The 21,134-nt window shown below is 45.9% G+C and carries 21 protein-coding genes and 1 pseudogene; 18 read left to right on the forward strand and 4 right to left on the reverse strand.

The features are described 5' to 3' along the window. The first annotated feature begins 38 nt into the window (after positions 1-38). The 7 genes from MHH89_RS03445 (at position 39) to MHH89_RS03475 (ending at position 6,118) form a co-directional block, all read left to right on the forward strand. Positions 39-2,042: a sensor domain-containing diguanylate cyclase gene (locus MHH89_RS03445; RefSeq protein ID WP_076317090.1), complete on the forward strand. Its 2,004-nt coding sequence runs from the start codon at positions 39-41 to the stop codon at positions 2,040-2,042. A 278-nt stretch (positions 2,043-2,320) separates the two neighbouring features. Next, entirely contained in the window at positions 2,321-2,638 is a 318-nt protein-coding gene (locus tag MHH89_RS03450; protein WP_341086341.1) for a hypothetical protein, read from the forward strand. Positions 2,639-2,972: 334 nt separating this feature from the next. After that, entirely contained in the window at positions 2,973-3,125 is a 153-nt protein-coding gene (locus tag MHH89_RS03455; RefSeq protein WP_179087520.1) for a hypothetical protein, read from the forward strand. 104 nt (positions 3,126-3,229) lie between these two features. Beyond that, the gene (locus MHH89_RS03460; RefSeq protein WP_341086342.1) at positions 3,230-4,057 is read left to right on the forward strand and encodes a hypothetical protein; all 828 of its coding nucleotides are present in this window, start codon (positions 3,230-3,232) and stop codon (positions 4,055-4,057) included. 94 nt (positions 4,058-4,151) lie between these two features. Beyond that, positions 4,152-5,267, forward strand: coding sequence for an aminopeptidase (locus MHH89_RS03465; protein WP_036686152.1), 1,116 nt, complete (start codon positions 4,152-4,154; stop codon positions 5,265-5,267). A gap of 106 nt (positions 5,268-5,373) precedes the next feature. Continuing rightward, positions 5,374-5,619: an HPr family phosphocarrier protein gene (locus tag MHH89_RS03470; protein ID WP_036686154.1), complete on the forward strand. Its 246-nt coding sequence runs from the start codon at positions 5,374-5,376 to the stop codon at positions 5,617-5,619. A 202-nt stretch (positions 5,620-5,821) separates the two neighbouring features. Further along, the gene (locus MHH89_RS03475; RefSeq protein ID WP_036686156.1) at positions 5,822-6,118 is read left to right on the forward strand and encodes a YlaN family protein; all 297 of its coding nucleotides are present in this window, start codon (positions 5,822-5,824) and stop codon (positions 6,116-6,118) included. Positions 6,119-6,205: 87 nt separating this feature from the next. Here MHH89_RS03475 and cax read toward each other — a convergent pair whose 3' ends face one another. Next, on the reverse strand, positions 6,206-7,276 hold the full coding sequence (cax, locus tag MHH89_RS03480) for a calcium/proton exchanger (RefSeq protein ID WP_036686157.1): 1,071 nt from the start codon (positions 7,274-7,276) through the stop codon (positions 6,206-6,208). A 154-nt stretch (positions 7,277-7,430) separates the two neighbouring features. Between cax and MHH89_RS03485 the strand changes: the two genes are divergently transcribed. After that, entirely contained in the window at positions 7,431-7,796 is a 366-nt protein-coding gene (locus MHH89_RS03485; RefSeq protein ID WP_019911482.1) for an Asp23/Gls24 family envelope stress response protein, read from the forward strand. An 88-nt stretch (positions 7,797-7,884) separates the two neighbouring features. On the opposite strand, the gene ftsW is transcribed toward MHH89_RS03485, so the two are convergent. Together ftsW and MHH89_RS03495 are read right to left on the reverse strand one after the other, a co-directional pair. Then, on the reverse strand, positions 7,885-9,126 hold the full coding sequence (gene ftsW, locus MHH89_RS03490; RefSeq protein ID WP_081392454.1) for a putative lipid II flippase FtsW: 1,242 nt from the start codon (positions 9,124-9,126) through the stop codon (positions 7,885-7,887). After that, positions 9,123-9,470, reverse strand: coding sequence for a YugN family protein (locus MHH89_RS03495; RefSeq protein WP_036686159.1), 348 nt, complete (start codon positions 9,468-9,470; stop codon positions 9,123-9,125). Before MHH89_RS03495 ends, ftsW begins: the two co-directional genes overlap by 4 nt. Before the next feature lie 239 nt (positions 9,471-9,709). Between MHH89_RS03495 and MHH89_RS03500 the strand changes: the two genes are divergently transcribed. From MHH89_RS03500 to MHH89_RS03545, 10 genes and pseudogenes are all read left to right on the forward strand, one after another. Then, the gene (locus tag MHH89_RS03500; protein WP_076099565.1) at positions 9,710-10,891 is read left to right on the forward strand and encodes a M20 family metallopeptidase; all 1,182 of its coding nucleotides are present in this window, start codon (positions 9,710-9,712) and stop codon (positions 10,889-10,891) included. A gap of 63 nt (positions 10,892-10,954) precedes the next feature. Further along, positions 10,955-11,386 carry a CBS domain-containing protein gene (locus MHH89_RS03505; protein ID WP_341086345.1) on the forward strand — a complete coding sequence of 144 codons (432 nt, stop codon included), beginning with the start codon at positions 10,955-10,957 and terminating at the stop codon, positions 11,384-11,386. 119 nt (positions 11,387-11,505) lie between these two features. Then, complete coding sequence (locus MHH89_RS03510) at positions 11,506-13,218, forward strand: DNA repair helicase XPB (protein ID WP_076280364.1); 1,713 nt, start codon at positions 11,506-11,508, stop codon at positions 13,216-13,218. Then, on the forward strand, positions 13,215-15,140 hold the full coding sequence (locus tag MHH89_RS03515; RefSeq protein ID WP_076280825.1) for a helicase-associated domain-containing protein: 1,926 nt from the start codon (positions 13,215-13,217) through the stop codon (positions 15,138-15,140). The genes MHH89_RS03510 and MHH89_RS03515 overlap by 4 nt, the downstream gene beginning before the upstream one ends. Before the next feature lie 20 nt (positions 15,141-15,160). Further along, a complete protein-coding gene (locus MHH89_RS03520; protein ID WP_076129134.1) occupies positions 15,161-15,598 on the forward strand; it encodes a YlbF family regulator in 438 nt (145 codons plus the stop codon). A gap of 40 nt (positions 15,599-15,638) precedes the next feature. Further along, complete coding sequence (locus tag MHH89_RS03525) at positions 15,639-15,902, forward strand: YlbG family protein (RefSeq protein WP_036686170.1); 264 nt, start codon at positions 15,639-15,641, stop codon at positions 15,900-15,902. Positions 15,903-16,066: 164 nt separating this feature from the next. Continuing rightward, positions 16,067-16,504 (forward strand): hypothetical protein, encoded by a 438-nt coding sequence (locus MHH89_RS03530; protein WP_341088784.1) that lies wholly within the window; start codon positions 16,067-16,069, stop codon positions 16,502-16,504. A gap of 159 nt (positions 16,505-16,663) precedes the next feature. Beyond that, positions 16,664-17,563: a selenium metabolism-associated LysR family transcriptional regulator gene (locus MHH89_RS03535; protein WP_341086349.1), complete on the forward strand. Its 900-nt coding sequence runs from the start codon at positions 16,664-16,666 to the stop codon at positions 17,561-17,563. A gap of 23 nt (positions 17,564-17,586) precedes the next feature. Beyond that, positions 17,587-18,039: pseudogene (locus MHH89_RS03540) on the forward strand (GNAT family N-acetyltransferase); the annotation flags it as partial. Positions 18,040-18,111: 72 nt separating this feature from the next. Beyond that, positions 18,112-18,999 carry a PHP domain-containing protein gene (locus MHH89_RS03545; RefSeq protein ID WP_341088786.1) on the forward strand — a complete coding sequence of 296 codons (888 nt, stop codon included), beginning with the start codon at positions 18,112-18,114 and terminating at the stop codon, positions 18,997-18,999. Positions 19,000-19,086: 87 nt separating this feature from the next. On the opposite strand, the gene MHH89_RS03550 is transcribed toward MHH89_RS03545, so the two are convergent. Then, on the reverse strand, positions 19,087-20,976 hold the full coding sequence (locus MHH89_RS03550; RefSeq protein WP_341086351.1) for an Rqc2 family fibronectin-binding protein: 1,890 nt from the start codon (positions 20,974-20,976) through the stop codon (positions 19,087-19,089). Between the last annotated feature and the right edge of the window lie 158 nt (positions 20,977-21,134).

The raw sequence follows: 21,134 nt of genomic DNA on the forward strand, positions 1-21,134 counted from the left end.
TTTTTTTTCTTAAATGAGAAGCAAAGGGGATCTTCGTTATGTCAGAACAGAAAGCATACGCTTCTCAAGACAGTCGTATGCTGATACAGGACAAATTGCACACTAGTAGAGATTCCGAAGATCCCACCGCCTGGCTTAGGGAAACGGAAATAGTGTCCCATGACTTCCCATATTTGGCCAATCTGATTGCAGACAGCTTCGAGGAATGGATCGATGGGCTAGAGGCTCTACCATTCGCTAAATCATGGGATTGGTGTGTGCTGAATTTTGAAGGCAGATATTTTGCTAATATTGCCGATCAGCAAGAACGATGGAGGCACCAATGGGAGCAAGCGGCTGCAGCTAGTTTACTTTCTGGCGCAACCTCCTCTGTTCAACTTACGGTGCAGGGTCAGGCTATGAGCTTTTTTACTATACCGCTCATCACTCGCGTTGACAAAGAAATTTTTGCCTTCCTAGGCTGTGCTATGCCGACACAACAATATTTAATGGGTGGACGAGATACTGCTGAGGCTATATCTTTGCAGTACCGGACCATATTCTATCATAAGTTTGAACATATTTTTGTAACTGATCTTGCGAGTGTTCATCAACATGCTGAACGTGAGAGCAATCGCCGCTCCTTGTTATTTCAGATCGTTCAGCGGATGCATGACAATATTGATGTGAACGCTGTGCTTACGGAGGTTATAGATAGCATTTCTGCAATGTACCCTGGTGCCAGGCTTGAGCTGTTTATGTCGCAAGATCACCGCAGCACTCATCCGCAGGTCAAACCTTTACCGTTTCAGATGTCCAGTGATGATGTCTGTGCTAGAGCATTTAAAGACGGCCGTGTTGCTCTGAACACCAACACCGAAGATCAACACATTGTAGAGATTGGTCTTCCGCTAGGCGGGAAGCAAGGGGTTTATGGCGTATTCCACATGGTGATGGATAACTCGATCTTTATGGATGTAGATTTACGGTTTCTCTCGATGGTGGCGGATACCGCAGGTACTGCTTTTGAGAATGCCAAGCTGTATGAACGCTCCAATCAGCTCATTCGTGAGCTGCGTATGAGTAACGAACTTACACAACGGCTGAATCAAAGCTTGCGTTTAGGGGATATTTTTCAATTTGCGTTTGAAGAGCTGTTGGAGATGTTTGGTGCAGACTACTGCTGTATTTTACATATGAACGAAGAAAAGGGCGGGCTAGAGGTTATTGCTTGCAATCATTCCTCCTTGCAAAATGAAATTTTAGAAGTAGGACAAGGTTTAGGCGGGAAGGTCTATACTACTGGGGAATCATTAATCATGTCTAACTACATAGATAATCCTAATACTACTTCTCGTTTAATGAATGCTACCGGGTCGCAGTCGCTGATTGCCACACCTTTAAGTGTAGGTGGTGAAGTGCGTGGTGCCATCATGTTGGCCCATCGCGATGCCCATTATTTTTCTTATGACAATTACAGATTGCTTCAAGCGATGGCGGGGCATATTGGACTAGCTGTAGGGAACGCAAGGCTGCATGCCGAAGTTAGACGATTAGCGAACAGAGATAGCCTAACTGGACTTTATGCTCGTCATTATCTGGACGAAGAAATAAAGGAACGGCAGTCTACAGATTTTTGCGGTTGCTTAATCGTTGTGGATATCGATCAGTTCAAGATGGTGAATGATACCTATGGTCATCAAAAGGGCGACAAGATCTTAAAAGAGGTCAGTGAAATTGTGAAGTCCTCCATCCGTCAAGGGGATATTGCTGCGAGGTGGGGTGGAGAAGAACTGTCGGTCTATTTACCATTAATGGGAGTAGAACAGGCAGTAAATGTGGCTGAACGTATTCGTAAGCGAGTGATGAATGAAACCGAACCTAATGTAACAGTGTCCTGCGGTATAGCAGAATGGAGCTGGATGGACGAACGTGTAAGCGTCGAATCCCTGTTCTATCAAGCGGATATGGCACTGTATAAAGCTAAGAACAATGGGCGTAACCAGGTGATCGTTGACACTAAAGAGAATGGCAGCGGTGTGAAGGAATTGCCTCATAAGTAAAAGAGATAGCAGAGCAGCGGTTCTCCCGTATTTGGAGAGTCGCTGCTTTTTGTTTTGGCAGATGGCTGGCGCTTCGACTGTGTATCAAATATGCCGCTGCGATGCATTCGGACCCAGATGACGCTATTGGCATGTATTTTGCCTTTGGGGCATGTTTTCGGACACCAGAGACACTATTGCTTAGTAATGGGGGCATATCGGGCGCATTTCGGGTAAATAGCTGCGCTGGAGTCCGTTGGTATGGGAAATATCGGGAAATGCTGCGTTAAGGGTCAGCTGTGTCCGTTAGAGACAACGGTGCGGCAACTGGCATCGGTAATATTCGCACATCGGCATTTGACCAGCAGTTCTCCCGTAATAAGGAGTTGCTGGTCATTGTTTTTAATAGTTGGCTGGCGCTTCGACTGTGTATCAAATATGCCGCTGCGAGGCATTCGGACCCAGATGACGCTATTGGCATGTATTTTGCCTTTGGGGCATGTTTTCGGACACCAGAGACACTATTGCTTAGAAAAAGACTCATTTTGTGCGTTTTTAAGGTCAATAACTGCGCTGGAGTCCGTTGGTATGGGAAATATCGGGAAATGCTGCGTTAAGAGTCAGCTGTGTCCGATAGAGATAACGGCGTGGCGACTGCAACGGTCATATTCGCGAATCGGCATTTGACCAGCGTTTCTGACGTAATAGGGAGTTGCTGGTCATTGTTTTGATAGTTGGCTGGCGCTTCGATCGTGTATCAAATATGCCGCTGCGTTGCATTCGGACTCAGATGACGCTATTGGCATGATTTTAGCTTTTTAAGTGAGGTTTCGGACACCAGAGACGCTATTGCTTAGTAAGAGGGGCATATCGGGCGCATTTCGGGTCAATAGCTGCAATGGAGTCCGTTGGCATACGAAATACCGCAAAATACTGTAATTAAGGTCAGCTGTGTCCGAAAGCTTCAACGGTGTGGCGACTGGCAGCGGTAACTTCGTGAGTCTGAAGGTGGTATGTACTGACATTCAGAAGCAAGCGACAAACGCGCATAAGTTAGAGCAATGTATGGAAACCGATTACAGCAACGTATTTGCATCTGTATAAGGCGCGCAGGAAGGGAGAACCCTATAGTGGGCTGTAAAGTAAAATACTCCAAGAAAGGCCTGATGACCGTGAGAAAGTCATTATTACTGAAGGGGTTAGTTCTTATGATTTTTACCTTGTCCTGCGTGTTCAACAGCGGTTGCAGTGTTATTAGAGACAAACCAGCCAAGGAAGATCTAAGTTTGGTGTTAGCGGGTATAACGGGCAGCGATGGGGTTACTTTTAAAGGGTCAACCATGCTTACAAAGGGTGGAAAGACCGTTCCGGAATCCATGATATTTTACGAAGGCACAGTACAGGACCATAAGAAGGTCAATCTGTATACACTGCTTCCTGATAAATCCTCATCCACAAAAAAATCAGCAAATAGCGCTAAAGATTTAAAAAGCAGCATCACTTCTATGAAAGCTTTCCATAGTCAGCTAGAGAAAAAAGAGGGGGAATGGGTAGCGTTGACCACTGAAGGTTCCTCTGAGGACGGAAATCCGCTTGCTTTGCTTAATCCGTTGAAACAGCTGGAGGAGCTGCAATCCATGGAGGCTAATGTGACTGAAGATGCGGGTGCAGGCAGAGGGACAAATGTGCTGCGGATCGAGCTGACGCCTGCTGAGGCCAGAAAGCAGCTGACTGCTGAATTGGAAAAAGAGATGCAAGACCTTCGACCTGAAACACCAGATTCTGCAGGAAAAATAACAAAGAACGATCAGGCGGTTACGCAAGCTTTGATGGAGCTATGGGAGAAGAAAAATAATGAATTACAGCAAAAGCTGAAACAAGCTAATGTTGAAACTGTCTACCATTTAACCGTTGATACAAAACATAATCTGCCGAGAAAGCTCACCTTAAATCGTAAGGTTACCTATTCGGAAGCGGGGAATGAATCTGATAATGAAACTTATGTATCACAGGTGAATTTTTCAGGCTTTCGTTGATTTTCACATTATCCCACAGGCTTGCGCTCCATACAGGGCGTGCTACAATAGAAAAGCTTGCTTATTTTTTAGACAGAGGAAGGAAGAATACACAATGAAAGATCCCAGAATTCAAAAGCTGGCAGCTAACCTAGTCGGTTATTCCGTAAATGTCCAGCCAGGCGAGAACGTGCTCGTCGAAATGATTGGCAATGAAAGAGATTTAATCAAAGCTGTTGTAGAGGAAATCGGCAAGGCCGGCGGTCATGCTTTTGTACAATTAACAGATCGTACAGTCCTGCGCAGCATGCTTAAATACGCAACTCGTGAGAGTCTTCAGACATGGGCTGAAATTGACTTGAACCGGATGAAGCAAATGGATTGTTATATCGGGATTCGTGCAGGTGAGAATGTGAACGATCTGTCCGATGTTCCTGAAGAAAATATGAAATTGTATAACTCGTTGTACTCTCATCCAGTGCATAGCGAACAACGTGTGAAGCATACGAAGTGGGTAGTACTGCGTTATCCGAATGCGAGCATGGCTCAGCTTGCGAATATTAGCACTGAAGCGTTTGAGGACTTTTATTTCGAAGTGTGTAATTTGGATTACGCCAAGATGGACAAGGCTCAGGATGCTTTAGCTGATCTCATGCGCAGAACGGATAAGGTACATATTTTGAGTGCTGGAACAGATCTTAAGTTCTCGATTAAAGGAATCGGTGCAGAGAAATGCTCCGGGCAAAAAAATATTCCGGATGGCGAGGTTTACAGCGCCCCCGTTCGCGATTCTGTAAATGGAACGATCAGCTATAATGCACCGTCAGTATATAATGGAGTGACCTTTGAAAATATCAAATTCAAATTCGAGAACGGAAAAATTGTTGAAGCCACCAGCAATGACTCCGCTCGTTTGAACGAAATTTTGAATTCAGATGACGGCGCGCGTCATATTGGCGAATTCGCTATTGGTTTTAACCCTTACATTCTTCATCCGATGAATGATATTCTTTTTGACGAAAAAATCGCAGGCAGCCTGCACTTTACGCCAGGACAAGCATATGATGTTACAGATAACGGTAACCGCTCCTCCATTCACTGGGATCTTGTGTTGATCCAACGTCCCGATTATGGCGGCGGTGAAATTTATTTTGACGATGTATTGATCCGTAAGGATGGAATTTTTGTGTTGCCGGAACTCGAAGGTCTGAATCCTGAAAACTTGAAATAAAATGTAATAACAAGAAAACTCCTTGCACAAGTAAGCGGATTCAATGTATCATAAGAAATGATAACAAAAGACTAAAGTTTTATAATCAAGTTGCGGAGGGATTTCTATGTCCAGTAACAATGCGGCAATTGTCGATATTGCCCAAACGGCAGGCCAGTTCAACTCTTCAATCGTTCTTCAAGCGGACAACAAGTACATTGATGTTAAAAGTATCCTTGGTTTGTTCACTACTTTGGTATCCAGCCAAAGCTATGAGCTTCATGTTCATGGGGCAGATGCTGAAGAAGCTAAGAAGGCAATGACTGAAGTGTTTGCAAAACACGGTTTGAAATTCACAGTTGTTGCTGAGTAATAGTCGTGCTAAAAACGTCCTACCGGTTTTCGGTGGGGCGTTTTTTCTAGAAGTAGATACGAAACTTGATAGGATAACGCAGCAGGTTCTTTTAAATATATGGTTAGTATAAACTGAATTGTTGTATTGATACCGGATTTCGTCTAATATTAAGTAAAATAGTAAAAGCAGCTTAACTTTTGGACATGGGGGGGATAGAGGCATGACTTCATCGGAATTACAGGAACAGTATAATCTTAAAGCAATCAATCTTCTACAAGAAGATGCCGATAAAATTCAGCAACTTATAGAAGTGCAGATGGAGAATCTGGCAACACGCTACTGCCCTCTCTATGAGGAAGTGCTGGATACCCAGATGTACGGTTTCTCCAGAGAAGTGGATTTTGCGGTTAGAGCAGGTTTGGTCCCAGAGATTACTGGTAAGATGGTACTAAGTAAGCTGGAGCGTAACTTAGCAGTACTCTACGAGGCTTTGAACAACAAAGCGAAGGAAGAATAAATATCGGTTTCTTAAGTATTTATAGAAGCGCACATGAGGACGAATCGCTCATGTGCGCTTTTTGTTGTGTACAATGGTTAATAATGATTATACGAGATAGAAGGAGACTCCTAAAATCAGGTAGACCGTTAATAACAAGAGACCCTCATACCAGTTAGTTGAGCCGTCCTGAGTAATTGATTTGGCAATAAAGACGGCTACACCGATGGCGACGATTTCGATGGTCGTAAAAACTATGTCCATTGTATCACCCATGAAATAACTGGCGAAGATTAGGACAGGTGCTACGAACAGGGCGATTTGCAGACTGCTTCCAACCGCAATTTCTACTGCCGCACCGATTTTGTTCTTCATGGCCAGCATAATGGCTGCACTATGCTCTGCGGCATTACCGATGATGGCTACGAGGAACGCACCTACAAACAGCTCGCTGAATCCGAAACGCTCTGTCAAAGTCTCTAACGTTCCTACCAGCCACTCACTCACGAAGGCTACCATTACAGTGGCAAGCACGAGATAAAGGATGGATTTGTTTTTGGACCAAGCAGGGGCATGTTCATGAGCTAATTCTTCTTTACCCTCTTCTGTAACGTCCTCTAGATGTTTCTTATGCGTGATCATGGAGAAGATTAGCCAAGCTATGTACGAAGCGATGAGCAGCCCGGCAACGATTAAACTGAGCACATCGGTATCCTTCTCCGTAATAGAGTGGGTGGTAAAGAACATAGCGGGAACAAATAAGGCAATGACGGCAACGATCATCAGGGAGCCATTCATTCCGGCAAGGGTTACGTTGAAGTTCTGAACTTTGAACTTCATCCCGCCGGCGAAAATACTCAATCCTAGAACAAGCAACAGGTTGCCGATAATAGAACCGGTAAGACTGGCTTTGACCATGTCGAACAATCCTTCCTTAACCAGGAAGAAGGCAATGATTAGCTCAGCAGCATTGCCGAAGGTGGCGTTTAGGAAGCCGCCCAGTCGTTGTCCGGCATAATGAGCTACACTTTCAGTGGCCCGGCCGAGAAAACCAGCCACAAACACCACAGCGATTGCTGAGAGAATGAACTGCAGGGTATGATCCCAATCGGCATAATGGCCGATCGCACTAAGGATAAAGGCGATACCCATCAGTGATGGTGAAATCCATTTTTTCAATGTGAAGGACACTCCTATCTATGTATTTAGATTGAATTCATAATCAATATACCCAAATTGTTCCTAGGTGTAAACGAGAAAGCGATAAAGTGATTTGCTTTTTAGCCTGTTTTGGAATTACAATAATTGATAATGAGTGTAGGGGGGATATGGCATGGCAGAACAACTTCAACTGGAAATGGGAAATATACGAATTTCAAATGACGTCGTCTCAAAAATTGCCGGTTTGGCTGCCTTGGAGACTCCGGGAATTGCAGCCATGTCTGGTGGCCTGTCAGAAGGCTGGGCGAAACGTCTAAGCGGTAAGAACGTTCAGAAGGGCGTTACCGTTGAAGTAGGACAGCTGGAAGCAGCAGTAGATCTACGAATTATCGTTCTCTATGAAACACCGATCCACGAAGTGTGCCGGATGCTTCAGCAGAACGTACGTGAAGCTGTGGAGAGCATGACTGGACTTCATATTGTTGAGGTAAATGTCAAAGTTGAAGGCGTAGCTTTCAAGAATGATGAAATCTCTTAAAAAACTTGTACACAAAAAAGCAGTCCAAGGTTAATTCCCTGGGCTGCTTTTTTATGTGTAAATTCCCTAACCTCCGGCTTTATAAAGCTTACCGGGAACGAACCTGTCTAACCGTTGTTACAGATTTCGTTACTTCCTCTTTGGCAGGAAGGTTGGTTTCTCTTGAGATGCTTAGCATAATTCCCATGCACAGCATGCTGACAAGGAGTGAAGAGCCCCCGTAGCTGATAAACGGCAAGGTAACGCCGGTAAGAGGGATTGTATTGGTTACACCGCCGATATTGACAAAGGCCTGAATGGCTATGAGGCCCATAATCCCAATTCCGACGAGCGTACCAAAGGGATCCTTACACCTTAAAGCGATTAGAATACCTCGCCAGATAAAATACAGATATAACATCAAAAATATGGAGGTCCCCAGAAAGCCGAACTCTTCACCAATTACGGGGAAGATAAAGTCCGTATAAGGGTATTTTAGATAGTCCAGCTTTTGAATGCTTTTGCCGAAGCCGGAACCACTTACTCCACCTTGGCCAAGAGCGGTTAAGGATTGAATAATGTTATAACCATCACCCTCAGCAACCTGATAAGGATCTAAAAAGGCAACGATACGACCTTTTCTATAATCCTGAGTGTCAGTGGCTTTATCGGATGGAGATAAGGAATCAATCGCTGCTTTGGCGCCTACAACTAGTCCTACACCCAGCACTAGCAGTGCTATAGAGCCCAGAATATGCTTCATGCTGGCACCGCCGGCATAAATAACAAGTCCGCTGGTAGCTACGAGAATGAGGCAAGAACCTAAATCCGGCTGCATCATTATAAGTCCGGCAACAATACCCACGATGACCATTACAGGGATATATCCTGTACGGAAATCTCTAAACCGTTCACCTTTTTTGGTGATGAGTGCTGAGATATACAGGATAATCGATATTTTGGCTAATTCGGTGGGTTGAATTCCAAGTTTCCCGATACTAAGCCAGCTCTTGGCACCATTAATTTTTTCAGAGAAGGCAACCACCAGTAGAAGAATAACGGTGATGATAAAAATAGGTACATACCACTTCTTAAACTTACTGTAGTGAATGTTCATAGCTATAAACATAACAATGGTTCCGAGTACGATCCAGATCACTTGGCGTTTAATGAAATATAGAGGGTCATTACCGAACTTCGAGCTTGCTAAGGTTAAGCTTGAGCTAGCACTGAAGACCATGACTAGACCGAAACCCACAAGTAGTAGTGTTAAGATAAGTAGTTGGAAATCGGGTGTTCCTCTTTTGGGCAGGCTGACATTTTGTTTCGTCGTTCCCTTTCTGTTACTCAAGCCTCTAACAGCTGCTTTAATTCAAGAATCCGCTTAGCAGCAGTGTCCAATACTGGTTTTGGCACCGGAGATTCATATTCCAGGCCATGAGGGAAGGTTGCTTTTCCTAAGTATACGGCTTCAATTGCAAGTACGGCATCAGACTTCTCTAGCTTTCCCTCGACAGCGCGAGTGTTAATGCGTAGGAAGTATTCGCCACCATCCTGTGGGTCTTCAATTTTGCAGTCGTAAGTGGCACGATAGTATTCCCATTGCCAGCGGATGAAGCCAGCTTTTGTGGCACTCTCGTCCAGATAGAGAAGATCACTCTTCAATCCTACGAGGCCCGTGTTCTCAAAAATCATAGCACGCATATCCCCCTTATGAAGTATAATGATGAATTTCTGATCCGATTGCTGATGTTCTACCTCATGATAGTATGTTTCTAAAGGTTGTGCAAGAGTAGGCAGTGCCTAACAATACCCAGTTTTTTGCGTTTCTGCTACAATAAAAGAATTATAGTCGTTCGCGGCTGGAACAAAGTGAACAGGACTGCTATCGCTTGCTATGGATGCGGGTTTATCGAGAAGGGGATGGAGAACTTATGAAGAGCTTAGCGGTTGATTCGCTCATGCCGGAGATCGTGGAATGGAGACGCCATTTGCATCGTCATCCGGAGTTGTCTTTTCATGAAAAGGAAACGTCAGCATTTATAGCAGATAAGTTAGCCAAATTCGGAATTGAAGTCAGAAAAAGCGGGACAGGGTATGGTGTGCTTGGCATACTACGGGGAAAGCGGCCCGGGAAAACTGTTGTTCTTCGTGCGGACATGGATGCCCTGCCTATTAAAGAGGAGAACAAGAAGGATTACGTTTCGCAAAATGAAGGGGTAATGCATGCCTGTGGACATGATGGCCACACTTCCATACTGCTCGGTGTAGCCTCTTACTACAGCAGCCGGCTTGAGGAGCTGGAAGGGGAGCTGCGTTTTCTTTTTCAGCCTGCAGAGGAAGTATGCCCAGGAGGGGCGCAGGGGATGATTGCCGAAGGCATGTTAGAAGGAGCGGATGCGGTGTATGGTCTGCATCTGTGGACTCCATTGCCTATGGGAACTGTAGGGAGTGCTCCGGGACCGTTGATGGCGTCTGCAGACGAGTTTTTTATAGATATCATTGGCAAAGGCGGACACGGCGGCATGCCGAACCGTACCATTGATAGCATCGTGGCGGGAGCGGCGCTGGTGACCCAGCTGCAGAGCATTGTAAGCCGCTCTGTGAACCCGCTGGAGCCCGCTGTACTCAGTGTAGGAACCATTCAAGGGGGGTTCGCCCAGAATGTCATTGCCGAGCAATGCCGGATCACAGGGACAGTGCGGGCATTCGACGAGGAGACACGGCATTTGATACGCCAGCGAATCGAAGAAATGACCGTTTCTATTGCCAGCGCTTACGGGGCAGAAGCTAAGATAGATTACGTTATGGGATATCCTCCCCTCGTAAATCACGATGGTGAAGTGCAGCGGTTTTTCGAGGTGGCCCCAGCGGCTTTAGGAGAATCTGTTGAAGTGATTCGGATGGAAAAGCTGATGCCAGCTGAGGATTTTGCCTATTATGTTAAGGAGATTCCAGGCTGCTTTATGTTTGTGGGTGCCGGAAATCCGGATAAAGAGGCTGACTATCCACATCATCATAGCAAATTTGATTTTGACGAAGATGCCATGCTGCACGGAATGAAGCTGCTCATTGCTATGGCGAATTCCTGTATGCGTGAGAACACAATCGTATAATTTCGTTTCATAGAGGAGAACCTATTCCCATAACATGGGGACCATGATTAGGAGGGTTCATTCTTGAAGACAGTGAAAGAGGTTATGACGAAGGAGCCTGCAACGGTTACGCTGCAAGATAATGTGTATGAAGTTGCCGTGAAAATGCGAGATTATGACACTGGATTTATACCTGTTGTTGATAATGAAGAACATAAGACACTGCTCGGCGTAATTACTGACCGCGATCTCGTGATTAGAGGTTATGCGGCTAAACATCCTGGTTCAACCTCAGTGGAAACTGTAATGAGTAAAGAGATTCAGACCGTCTCGGAGAATACTTCAGTAGATGAGGCTGCAGAGGTAATGGCTGGCTGGCAAATTCGCAGGCTGGCGGTGACACGTGACCAGAAGCTGGTGGGCGTAGTGTCGATTGGAGATCTGGCTGTGCGCGACATTTTTGCGGATGAAGCTGGTGATGCCCTCCATGATATTTCGCAGCAGCACTTACATTAAATAGTCAGATAGGGAAGCTCATGACCGTTATGCGGGGATGGGCTTTTTCCTGTTATATGAAAATAAACAAAATTACATAGCGCAAGCTTAAATCACTTGAACACTAGGGAGGAAAAGCTATGAATGGATCAGGAGCTTGCATCGTACGCAGGGACCGGACAATTTTACTGGAATGTGCTCATCCGGATTTTGAGGTGGCAAGGAAAAAGCTAGGGACCTTCGCGGAGCTGATAAAAAGTCCTCCTGCTTACCATACCTACCGAATTACCCCTTTATCTCTTTGGAATGCAGCTGCGCTTAATTATACTGCTGAGGAGATTATCACTAGCCTGCATCACCTTGCACGCTGGGGTGTTCCCACAGGATTGGAGGAGGAAATTGAAACTCTTTTGTCCAGATATGGAAAGCTGACTCTTCATGGCCAAGAGACTCAGAATGAGGTCGTTATGTTAAGAGCGGATGCTCCTGAGCTTTTGAATGAATTGAGTGATGTACAAGGTCTAAAAGCGTTGGGTCTACTGAGAATAAATCCTCTGGAATGCTCGTGCCCCGCGGAGAATAGAGGGCTTTTGAAACAAGAGCTGATGAGATTGGGGTATCCAGTTCTCGACTACGCCGGATATCATGAAGGGCAAGCGCTTAGCTTGACCTGGAAGGAGAATCTCGATACCTGCAAGGCTGATTCGGCAAACGATTCATTTGGCTTACGTGAATATCAGCAGGAGGCCGTTCAGCTGTTTCAAGGGACAGAAGGACAAGGGGGAAGCGGTGTGGTGGTGCTGCCTTGTGGCGCTGGGAAGACAATTGTAGGAGTAGCAGTACTTGAAAGTCTCCAATGTGAAACCCTGATTTTAACTTCAAATACAACGTCCGTAAGGCAATGGATGGATGAATTGCTGGAGCGAACAGATTTGGCTGGGGAGGCAGTAGGTGAATATTCGGGTGAAAAAAGAGAAGTGCGGCCAGTTACCATTGCCACCTATCAAATATTAACGCATCGTTCGTCCAAAGACGGTCCGTTTCTTCATATGAAGCTGTTTAACGAACGCAATTGGGGCTTGATTATATATGATGAGGTTCACCTGCTTCCAGCGCCTGTATTTCGGGCTACAGCAGACATTCAGGCTACACGTCGACTGGGGCTTACAGCCACTTTGGTTAGAGAAGACGGGAAGGAAGGGGATGTGTTCTCTTTAATCGGACCGAAACGCTACGATTTGCCTTGGAAGGAGCTGGAGCAGCAGGGCTGGATCGCTGAAGTGGAATGTGTAGAGATCATTGTGCCGATGAATCCGGAGCTTAAACAAGAATATATGTATGCGGCGGCAAAAGAAAAATTTCGTATGGCTTCCTGCAATCCTGCCAAAGCTGAAATTGTAGCTAAGCTTCTAAAGGTCCATACAGGTTCTTCGGTGCTGGTTATTGGACAATATCTCGACCAGTTAAGTGAACTGGCTGACAGGATCGGGGCGCCTTTAATTACCGGCAAAACGAAGCAGCGTGAAAGAGACGAGCTATATGCGGCTTTTAACGAGGGAGATATACAGGTACTGGTGGTGTCAAAAGTAGCGAATTTCGCGGTGAATTTACCTGACGCGTCGATTGCAATTGAAGTCTCGGGAGCTTATGGATCACGGCAGGAGGAAGCCCAGCGACTAGGTCGAATCCTCCGTCCCAAAGCGGGGGAGAATAAAGCCTACTTCTATACACTGGTATCTGAAGATAGCCGGGAACAGGATTTCGCTTTGCGCCGCCGGATGTTTTTGACTGAGCAGGGCTATGAATATGTCGTTAAAAAGATGCCGAGTGGAGAGGAGAGAACCATCCATTGAACCAGCTGTCTACAGAAGCATTAGAGGTCTTAAAGCGATTATGTGCAGCTTATGCTGCCCAGCCGTTTGAGGAAGGGAAGGAAGAACGATTGCGCCCTGTGGCGCTTTGTCGTGCTGAGCAAAAGCTTGCAATGAACGAATTGCGCCGCGAGGGGCTGTTAACTGCAAGGCATAAAATATTAGGCGAAAAGCTGTACCAGATTCCTGTTGATCAGCTGCCGGCAATTGAACAAGAATTTTTCCCGTATCAGCCGCAATTCATTGCCGGGCATTTAGTGAGTCTTACCATGGAAGCAGGAGCCGGACTGGCGATAGATTTGTTTCGGGCTTTGCTGTTCACCGCTTGGGAAGGGTTGCCGCTGACAGCCAAGGGGATTATTCATAAAAAGCATCTAAACCGCTTAGCGGCGCAGCTTTCTTTTGGGGAGGAGCATTTGCAAGGGCTCTCCGTAGGTTCTCTTTTAGAGGAACAGAAAACACTTTCTGTCATAGCGACGGTGGATATTCTGCTGTGTCTTGGACTTATTCGCAGGCAGAGTGCCGGATACACGCTTGATCTGGAGCTGTTGGATCGTTGGCTGCAGCTTCCTGAAGCGACGATGAGTGACATTCTTTATGGGATTGTAATTAATCGCTCTGGAAGCGTGGGCCCAGCCGATCAACATTTTCGTTATATAATTTCTAATGCAGATTTTATCCCCGGGAAATGGATAATGCTGCCCGCACTATTAGACTGGATGATGGCTTCTAATCTCACAGGTAACGTTGCCCGTAATGAGCTTGAGAAGTCAAGCTTGAACTGGTTACGTTGTTTAACAGGCTTTGGCTGGTGTGAACTGGGAGAAACCGCTGAGGGCATGTTGTGTTTTCGCTGGACCGCTGCTAAGCCAATGCTATCTGCTGAGAGGGGATCATTCGCTGCTGTTGGGTCTGGAGATACACAGGAACAGTTTATTGTGCAGCCGGATTTCGAGGTACTGGTTCCACCGGAGGTCCCCTTTTCTGTACGATGGACACTGGCTGGCTGCGCTGAGCTCCAGCAAAGTGATACGATATGGAGCTTCCGGCTGACGAAAGAGAGGTTGGAACTTGCAGCTGAGCGTGGAATGTCACCGAATGACATCATCTCCTGGATAAGCGAGCATGCACTGGGCGGGCTTCCTTCGGTGGTTCAAATGTCCCTTGAGCAATGGGCAAAAAGTATTGGCCGTACCTCATTATCGCGAGTAATTCTCTTGACCTGTCAGACGGAAGCCGATGGAGCTGCTATCGCAGCTCACCCGCGTTTACAGGAGAATCTTGAACGTATCGGTCCTTTACATTTCATAGTGGACCCGGAATATATGGAACAGATACGAAAAGAACTGTACTCCGCGGGGCTAGCGCCTTCCAGAATCATTGGAGGACAAGGGGAGGATCCAAACGTAGGGTGGAGTTGGTTTCCTCATGAAACAGGAAACCCCGAGGCAACGTATGTTCTTCCAGAGCTGAATGTAGAACTAGGATTGCTGTCCAAAGGGAATCCTTTTCTTAACCTGCCGGTTATTGCTCCTGAACAAGAGGAGGAGATTCTCTTCGGTGGAGAAAATGTACCGCAGATCTGGAGCAAAGAATGGCGGCATTATCATAGCTCGACTGCACAAAAGGTGATGGAGCAAGGGTTAAGATGGGGAGTCAAGGTGCGTTTTGCACTAAATGATCAGATGTTAGATTTTATCCCTTCCCGCATAAGCGGAAATCCATGGAGAGTTTCCGGACAGCTGCTCTATCACGATGGTGAAACGGTTGAAGATATAGAGCTCACTCCGGAAGACTGGAAGGAAATGAAGTTAGTTATTCCCAAAGGACGAAGAAATTCCTCTTCTGCTCAAGCGAGTGATTATGGTATGATAGAAAAGTCTACTGAATCGGTAGATCATTAACGAAGAAAAGAGCTGAGTTCATGAGCGTAGCTGAAATAAATACGGTCGATATGGCTGAAGTGCTGACATACGCCTATGAATTAGGCGATATGATTAATCAATCCGCCGAGGTGTCGGATTACTTATACTGGAAAGGACGGGTTGATACGAACCCCGAAATTCAGGCCATGGTCAAACGACTTCAGACTAAGAAGGAGTTGTTTGAAGAAACACAGCGATTCGGACATTTCCACCCGAATTATCATTCAGCAAAGGATGAGGTTTCGGCAGTAGAAGCGGAACTGGAGCGGTTCGAAGAAGTTGTTCGTTTCAAGCTGGCAGAGAAGACCCTTGACGACATTCTGCATTCCATGTCGGAAGCGATTGCTTTTTCAGTATCCGATAGCATTAAAGTACCAAGTAATGATCCTTCCCCTAAAGGTGGATGCGGCAGCGGGGGAAAATGCTCCTGCGGATAAGCTTCCCTTAGGATTTAGAGAGAGAAAGGCGGTTTAGCTTATGTTTGCGGAACGGACAGGATACATCATTTGGGTAAGTGACGTTAAAGCGGCACGTAACCTTGAGAAATACGGAACATTACATTATGTTTCTCGGAAAATGCATTATGCAGTTATGTATGTAAATGCAGAACGGGCCGAGGAAGTTATGAAGAATGTCCGCAGACTCTCCTATGTGCGAAAGATTGAAAGATCTTATCGTAACGAAATTAAGACAGAGTATACTAGTAATGGACCGGACAAGTCCCGTAATTACAGTATGTGATTCCAGGAGATAAACAGGCGCTTAAACAGCGCCTGTTTTTTTTATGCTTATTTACAAAAAAACGCCATTACTCTCGACGGTAGAAACTTGTACAACTTTCGGCAATGAGGTAAGATGACAACATTAAGTGCATACTAAGACCCTTATGGTGGAGTGTGATGATGATGCGCAACAAGGGGACGGATTGGCCCAGCACTTATGAGCCCTTCCACATCATGCTGAACGATTACAGGGTCGCCGATATCGTTATAACCAATCATGCGAAGAGCCGTTATATGGACCGCATCAGCAATGGTGCAAGCAATGCCGAAGAGGTCGCTGCATGGATGTGGCAGTGCCTAATGCAGAATCGGATCAAGCCCTTTTCAAGCAGTGATTATAACGCATATTTAATTGACGATGACTCTGTAGTAATCGCTGAGTTTACGGAATTGACAGGTGAGAGAGATCTCTCAGGCCAGCCATTATATTCTATGATCATCGTTTCGTTTCTTGGGAGAATCTCGGAGATGCCACAGCTGAGAGATTTAAAGACCTATTTTTCACTGCTGCGTATTTCTCACCGCACAAAGCTGTCGAAGAAGAAACGAAGACGCAAATAGTCTATAAAGAAACGGGCAAGAGGCATGCGGCGAGTCTGCATGTCCTTTTTAAAAATATAAGAATTTATATACAGCACGATTATAATATTCTTAAGTTTCTACGAGAAACGATTGTCGTCTTTAAAGGACGTTCTTTTGTAATATAAGGAGTTGCGAAGCATGAACTTTCATCAGCTGCATATTTTTTATACGGTCTCCGAGCGGGGAAGCTTCTCGGCGGCGGCGCAGACTTTACATATGACTCAACCAGCTGTGACCATGCAGGTACAGGCACTGGAGGATTATTTTGGCACCAAATTGTTTAACCGTTCCACCAAAAAAATCTTACTCTCCGAAGCAGGGCACACCCTGATGCCATACGCGCTGCGCAGTATTCAGCTGATGCGTGAGACGGATCAAGCGATGTCAGCATTCACACATATGCTGGAGGGGCGGCTGCAGCTTGGGGCGAGTCTTACGATAGGAGAATACGTGCTGCCACGGCTGTTAGGCCCTTTCGGAAAGCAATATCCTAACATTTCAATTATGATGAAAGTGATGAACACCTCGCAAATTATGGAGGAAATCCTCAAGCATCAACTGAATTTTGGTTTAATTGAAGCCCCGGTCACACATCCGGACATGGAGATCGAGCCCGTGATGGGGGATGAACTGAAGTTGATCGTGCCACATGATCATCCACTTGCGGAGCAGCAAGAGGTTACTTTGGAGCAAGTGCTTCAGCATCCTTTTGTATTGCGTGAGCAGGGCTCAGGAACGCGGCGTGTGATGGAAGAGCAGCTGTTCTCCAAGGGACTTGATCCGGGAACTATGAAGATCGTGATGGAGCTTGGAAGTACGGGAGCTGTGAAATCAGCGGTGGAAGCAGGTCTTGGCATAACGATCATATCGACCTCTTCGGTTAAGCATGAAGTTGCGCTGGGACTGTTGAAAATTGTGAATATCTCCGATGCCTCTTTTAAAAGACAATTCTACGCTATTCATCTAAAATCAACACTGCTGCCAATTTCTGCAGTAACCTTCCTGACTTATTTGCGTGAGCATTCGAATCAAATCTGATAGTTAAAGCGGGGGATATTACAATGTCAATTGTTCTACGTGGAGAAAAGCTAGTATTGCGCGATATTACAGAGGCTGATTTTCAGAAGCTTTATTATCACTATCATGAAGCTGAAGACCGTGAACACTTGAAATGGGATGGTCCCTATAAATCTTTGGCACATCAAAGATTCGAAAAGTTTACCGAGGACTACATAGGTCATTTGGCGTTAGTTGAGACGGAAACCCCGCGTAACCTGTTGATCATAGAAATAGACGGCAAGGTAAAGGGGAAAGTAGGGCGCTACTGGATATCGCAAGAAACCAACTGGATGGAGATTGGTATAGTAATCTTTGATTCTAGTTATTGGTCAGGTGGTTACGGTACGGAAGCGTTTAAGATGTGGATAGATTATTTATTTAATTCTCTTGATACAGTCCGTCTTGGAATAGGCACCTGGTCAGGGAATAAAAGAATGATCGGGTTGGCAGCGAAATGTGGCATGGTGGAGGAAGCTCGCGTCCGTAAAGCACGAATCGTGCGAGGAGAATACTATGATGCCATAAAAATGGGGATTCTGCGGGAAGAGTGGGAGAATGCAGGTAACCTATCTGCTAAGGATGTATGCGACCTCCATACCCATACTCAAGCCTCTGACGGCATGCAGCCGCCAGCGGAGAATGTACGTCTTGCTAAGGAGAAGGGGCTAAGCGCTGTTGCCATTACGGATCATGATACAGTAGCTGGCGTGAAGGAAGCCTGTGAAGCAGGAGAGAAGTACGGAATAACCGTTGTGCCTGGTGTAGAGATCAGTACGCGTGCTGGTGGCAAAGACATTCATGTGCTGGGCTATTATGTTGATCCTGAGAATGAACAATTTCTCTCACGTTTGGAAGGGCTAAGAGATACCCGGGCACTTAGGAATGAAGCGATAATTACCAAGCTGCAAGACCTTGGGATTGCGATTACCTTGGAACAGGTTATAGCGGGGATCGGGCGGGAATTGAAGCCTGACGAAAGCATCGGCCGGCCACATATTGCCGACGAGCTGGTTCGGCTTGGGGCAGCTACCGATATGAGAGATGCCTTCAACAAGTATTTGGCCGAGGATGCAGCAGCCTATGTGTCACCTCCCAGAATCACACCGGAGGAAGCTTGCGAGTGGATCATTGAGGCAGGAGGGTCTCCAGTATTAGCCCACCCGGGCTTGTACGGGGATGACCTTCTGGTGCGAGATATTCTGGAGCAAGGCGCTTTTAAAGGGATTGAGGTCTATCACTCTGATCACGGACCTGCGGAAGAAGAACGTTATCAAGTTATGGCTGAGGATTATAATCTGTTAATAACCGGAGGTTCTGACTTTCATGGTGCCCGTCAAGGCGTAATTTTTCACGGGGATATCGGCAGTGTTACGGTTTCTACAGAAGTACTGAAGTTTTTAAACAAGAAGGCATGAAATTAGTCGATTTGCGGAGCGAATTATAAAAACCTCCAGCCTTAGATGTTCAACATCTGCAGCTGGAGGTTTCTTTATATCTAGTAGTTAGCTTCTCAAAGTATTTGGAAGACTCTTAATTCTTTCCTCATTAGGTGTGACGAACAGTGTCTTTTGATGATCATAGATTACAAATCCCGGCTTGGAACCGCTTGGCTTACGTACATAGCGGATCAATGTACAGTCCACAGGCACACTGCTGGACTGTTTGGCTTGGCTGAAATAAGCGGCAAGCTGAGCGGCTTCTTCTAGCGTTGCATCTCCAAATTGCTCACTTCGGATGACCACGTGTGATCCGGGGATGTCCTTGGTATGCAGCCAAGTATCATTCGGAGAAGCCAGCCGATTGGTGACGTATTCGTTCTGCAAATTATTTTTGCCGACATAAATATCGATTCCTTCCGAAGAGGTGAAGACCTGTAATGTGGGTCTGGTGGCCTTTTTCTTCTTTTTACCCTTTTTGCTCCGGTCACGCAGATAACCTTGGCTTACAAGCTCGTCGCGGATCTCCTCAATGTCGTTGAGGGAAGCGTGGGCAAGTTGCTGCAGCAGACTCTCCATATACAAAATTTCCTCATGCGTCTTCAAAAGCTGTTCATTAATAACAAGCAGGCTGTTTTTATATTTGTTGTATTTTTTGAAATAACGTTGTGCATTGTCCGAAGGATTTAATAACGGATCGAGCGGAACCACCATTTCCGCCTGATTTTCATCATAATAATTGACCAAGGAGGCTTCTTTATCCCCTTTGGATACCGCGTGTAATGAAGCGAAAAGCAACTCACCCCAAATGCGGTAACGATCAGCATCCTGAGCTTCGTCGAGATCCTTCTGCAAATTAGCGAGTTTTTTAACGTTTTTGCTCCGTTCATTGCTGAGGAAACGGATCAAATCACTCACCCGTTGCTTTACAGTATCGCGCTCGGCTTTATCCCCGTAATAATCCTCCATACATTCACTGATGGAGTTGTAATGTTTCGCACTCTCACCTAGAAGTGTTAAGGGAATCGCAGAAAAAATCATTTTACCTTTTGCGTTTGCACCTGCAACAGGAGAAAACTCGTTATCACGTACGGGGCCCATTACGGAATGGAAGGCAACCCATAATTTTGTTGGAAACGCTGCTTCGGTTTCTGTAACTTCGCCTTTATCCAAGGTGTTTCTCAGACGAAGAGCAATTTCACCAGCAATCAGCGGGCTCATTCCGCTGAAAGCATGTACCATCCAGCCTACCGGGTCAGCTGAGGGAGATGGACCGCCAGAGCCGTCAGGTTTTTGCTCTACTGCTTCTTTTGTGATCAGATTAGCAAGCTCTCCCTCAATGATTTCTTCTGGCTCAGCTTCCTCCACAACATCCTCTATCAGCGCAGCTTCTTCAGCAGCCGAGATTAAATTGAGAAATTGCTCCTGGCCGATTTCCAAAGGGTTCAGCTTATGCTGCTGAGGCGGCTCTGTGTAGGCGATGCCGGGCATCACAATCCGATAGCTGCTAATCGATGGAGTTACATGATGAATGCCGTCTATGATCGTTCCAGAGCTGAGATCAGTAAGAATGATGTTACTGTGCCGACCCATGAGCTCTATGATGATCTTTTTGGCAAATACGTCACCAAGCTCATCTCTAGTCTTGACGTTTATGTGAATAATTCGTTCCATGCCTACCTGCGTAATGCTTTCAATGGTCCCTCCCTCACAATGCTTCCGCATAAGCATGCAGAACATGGGTGCTTCCGAAGGATTAATGCTGTTTCTTTCGGTAAAATGCACCCGAGGATACGTAGGATTAGCAGAGAGCAGCAGCTTGCCGCCGCCACCTGCGCCGCGCAGGTTAAAAATTAAATCGTGATTGTTCGGTTGATATATTTTTCCTATACGTGCACCTATGAATGATTGCAATTCGTGCACGATAGCTTTGGTAACAATGCCGTCTAATGCCATGATAAAGCTCTCCTGTCGCCGTGAAATGAATTTCTTAAATATAAGAAAGTAAAAGTTTCACACAATACTTTATGTCTTATATTTCTCGCTCAAACGCCTACCTGTCCTTATAAGGACGCCAAAGACGTTTATGCTTACCTCTCTATGATGCCATACTT

The organism is Paenibacillus sp. FSL H7-0323 (assembly GCF_038002725.1).
Taxonomy (GTDB): Bacteria; Bacillota; Bacilli; order Paenibacillales; family Paenibacillaceae; genus Paenibacillus_AQ; species Paenibacillus_AQ odorifer.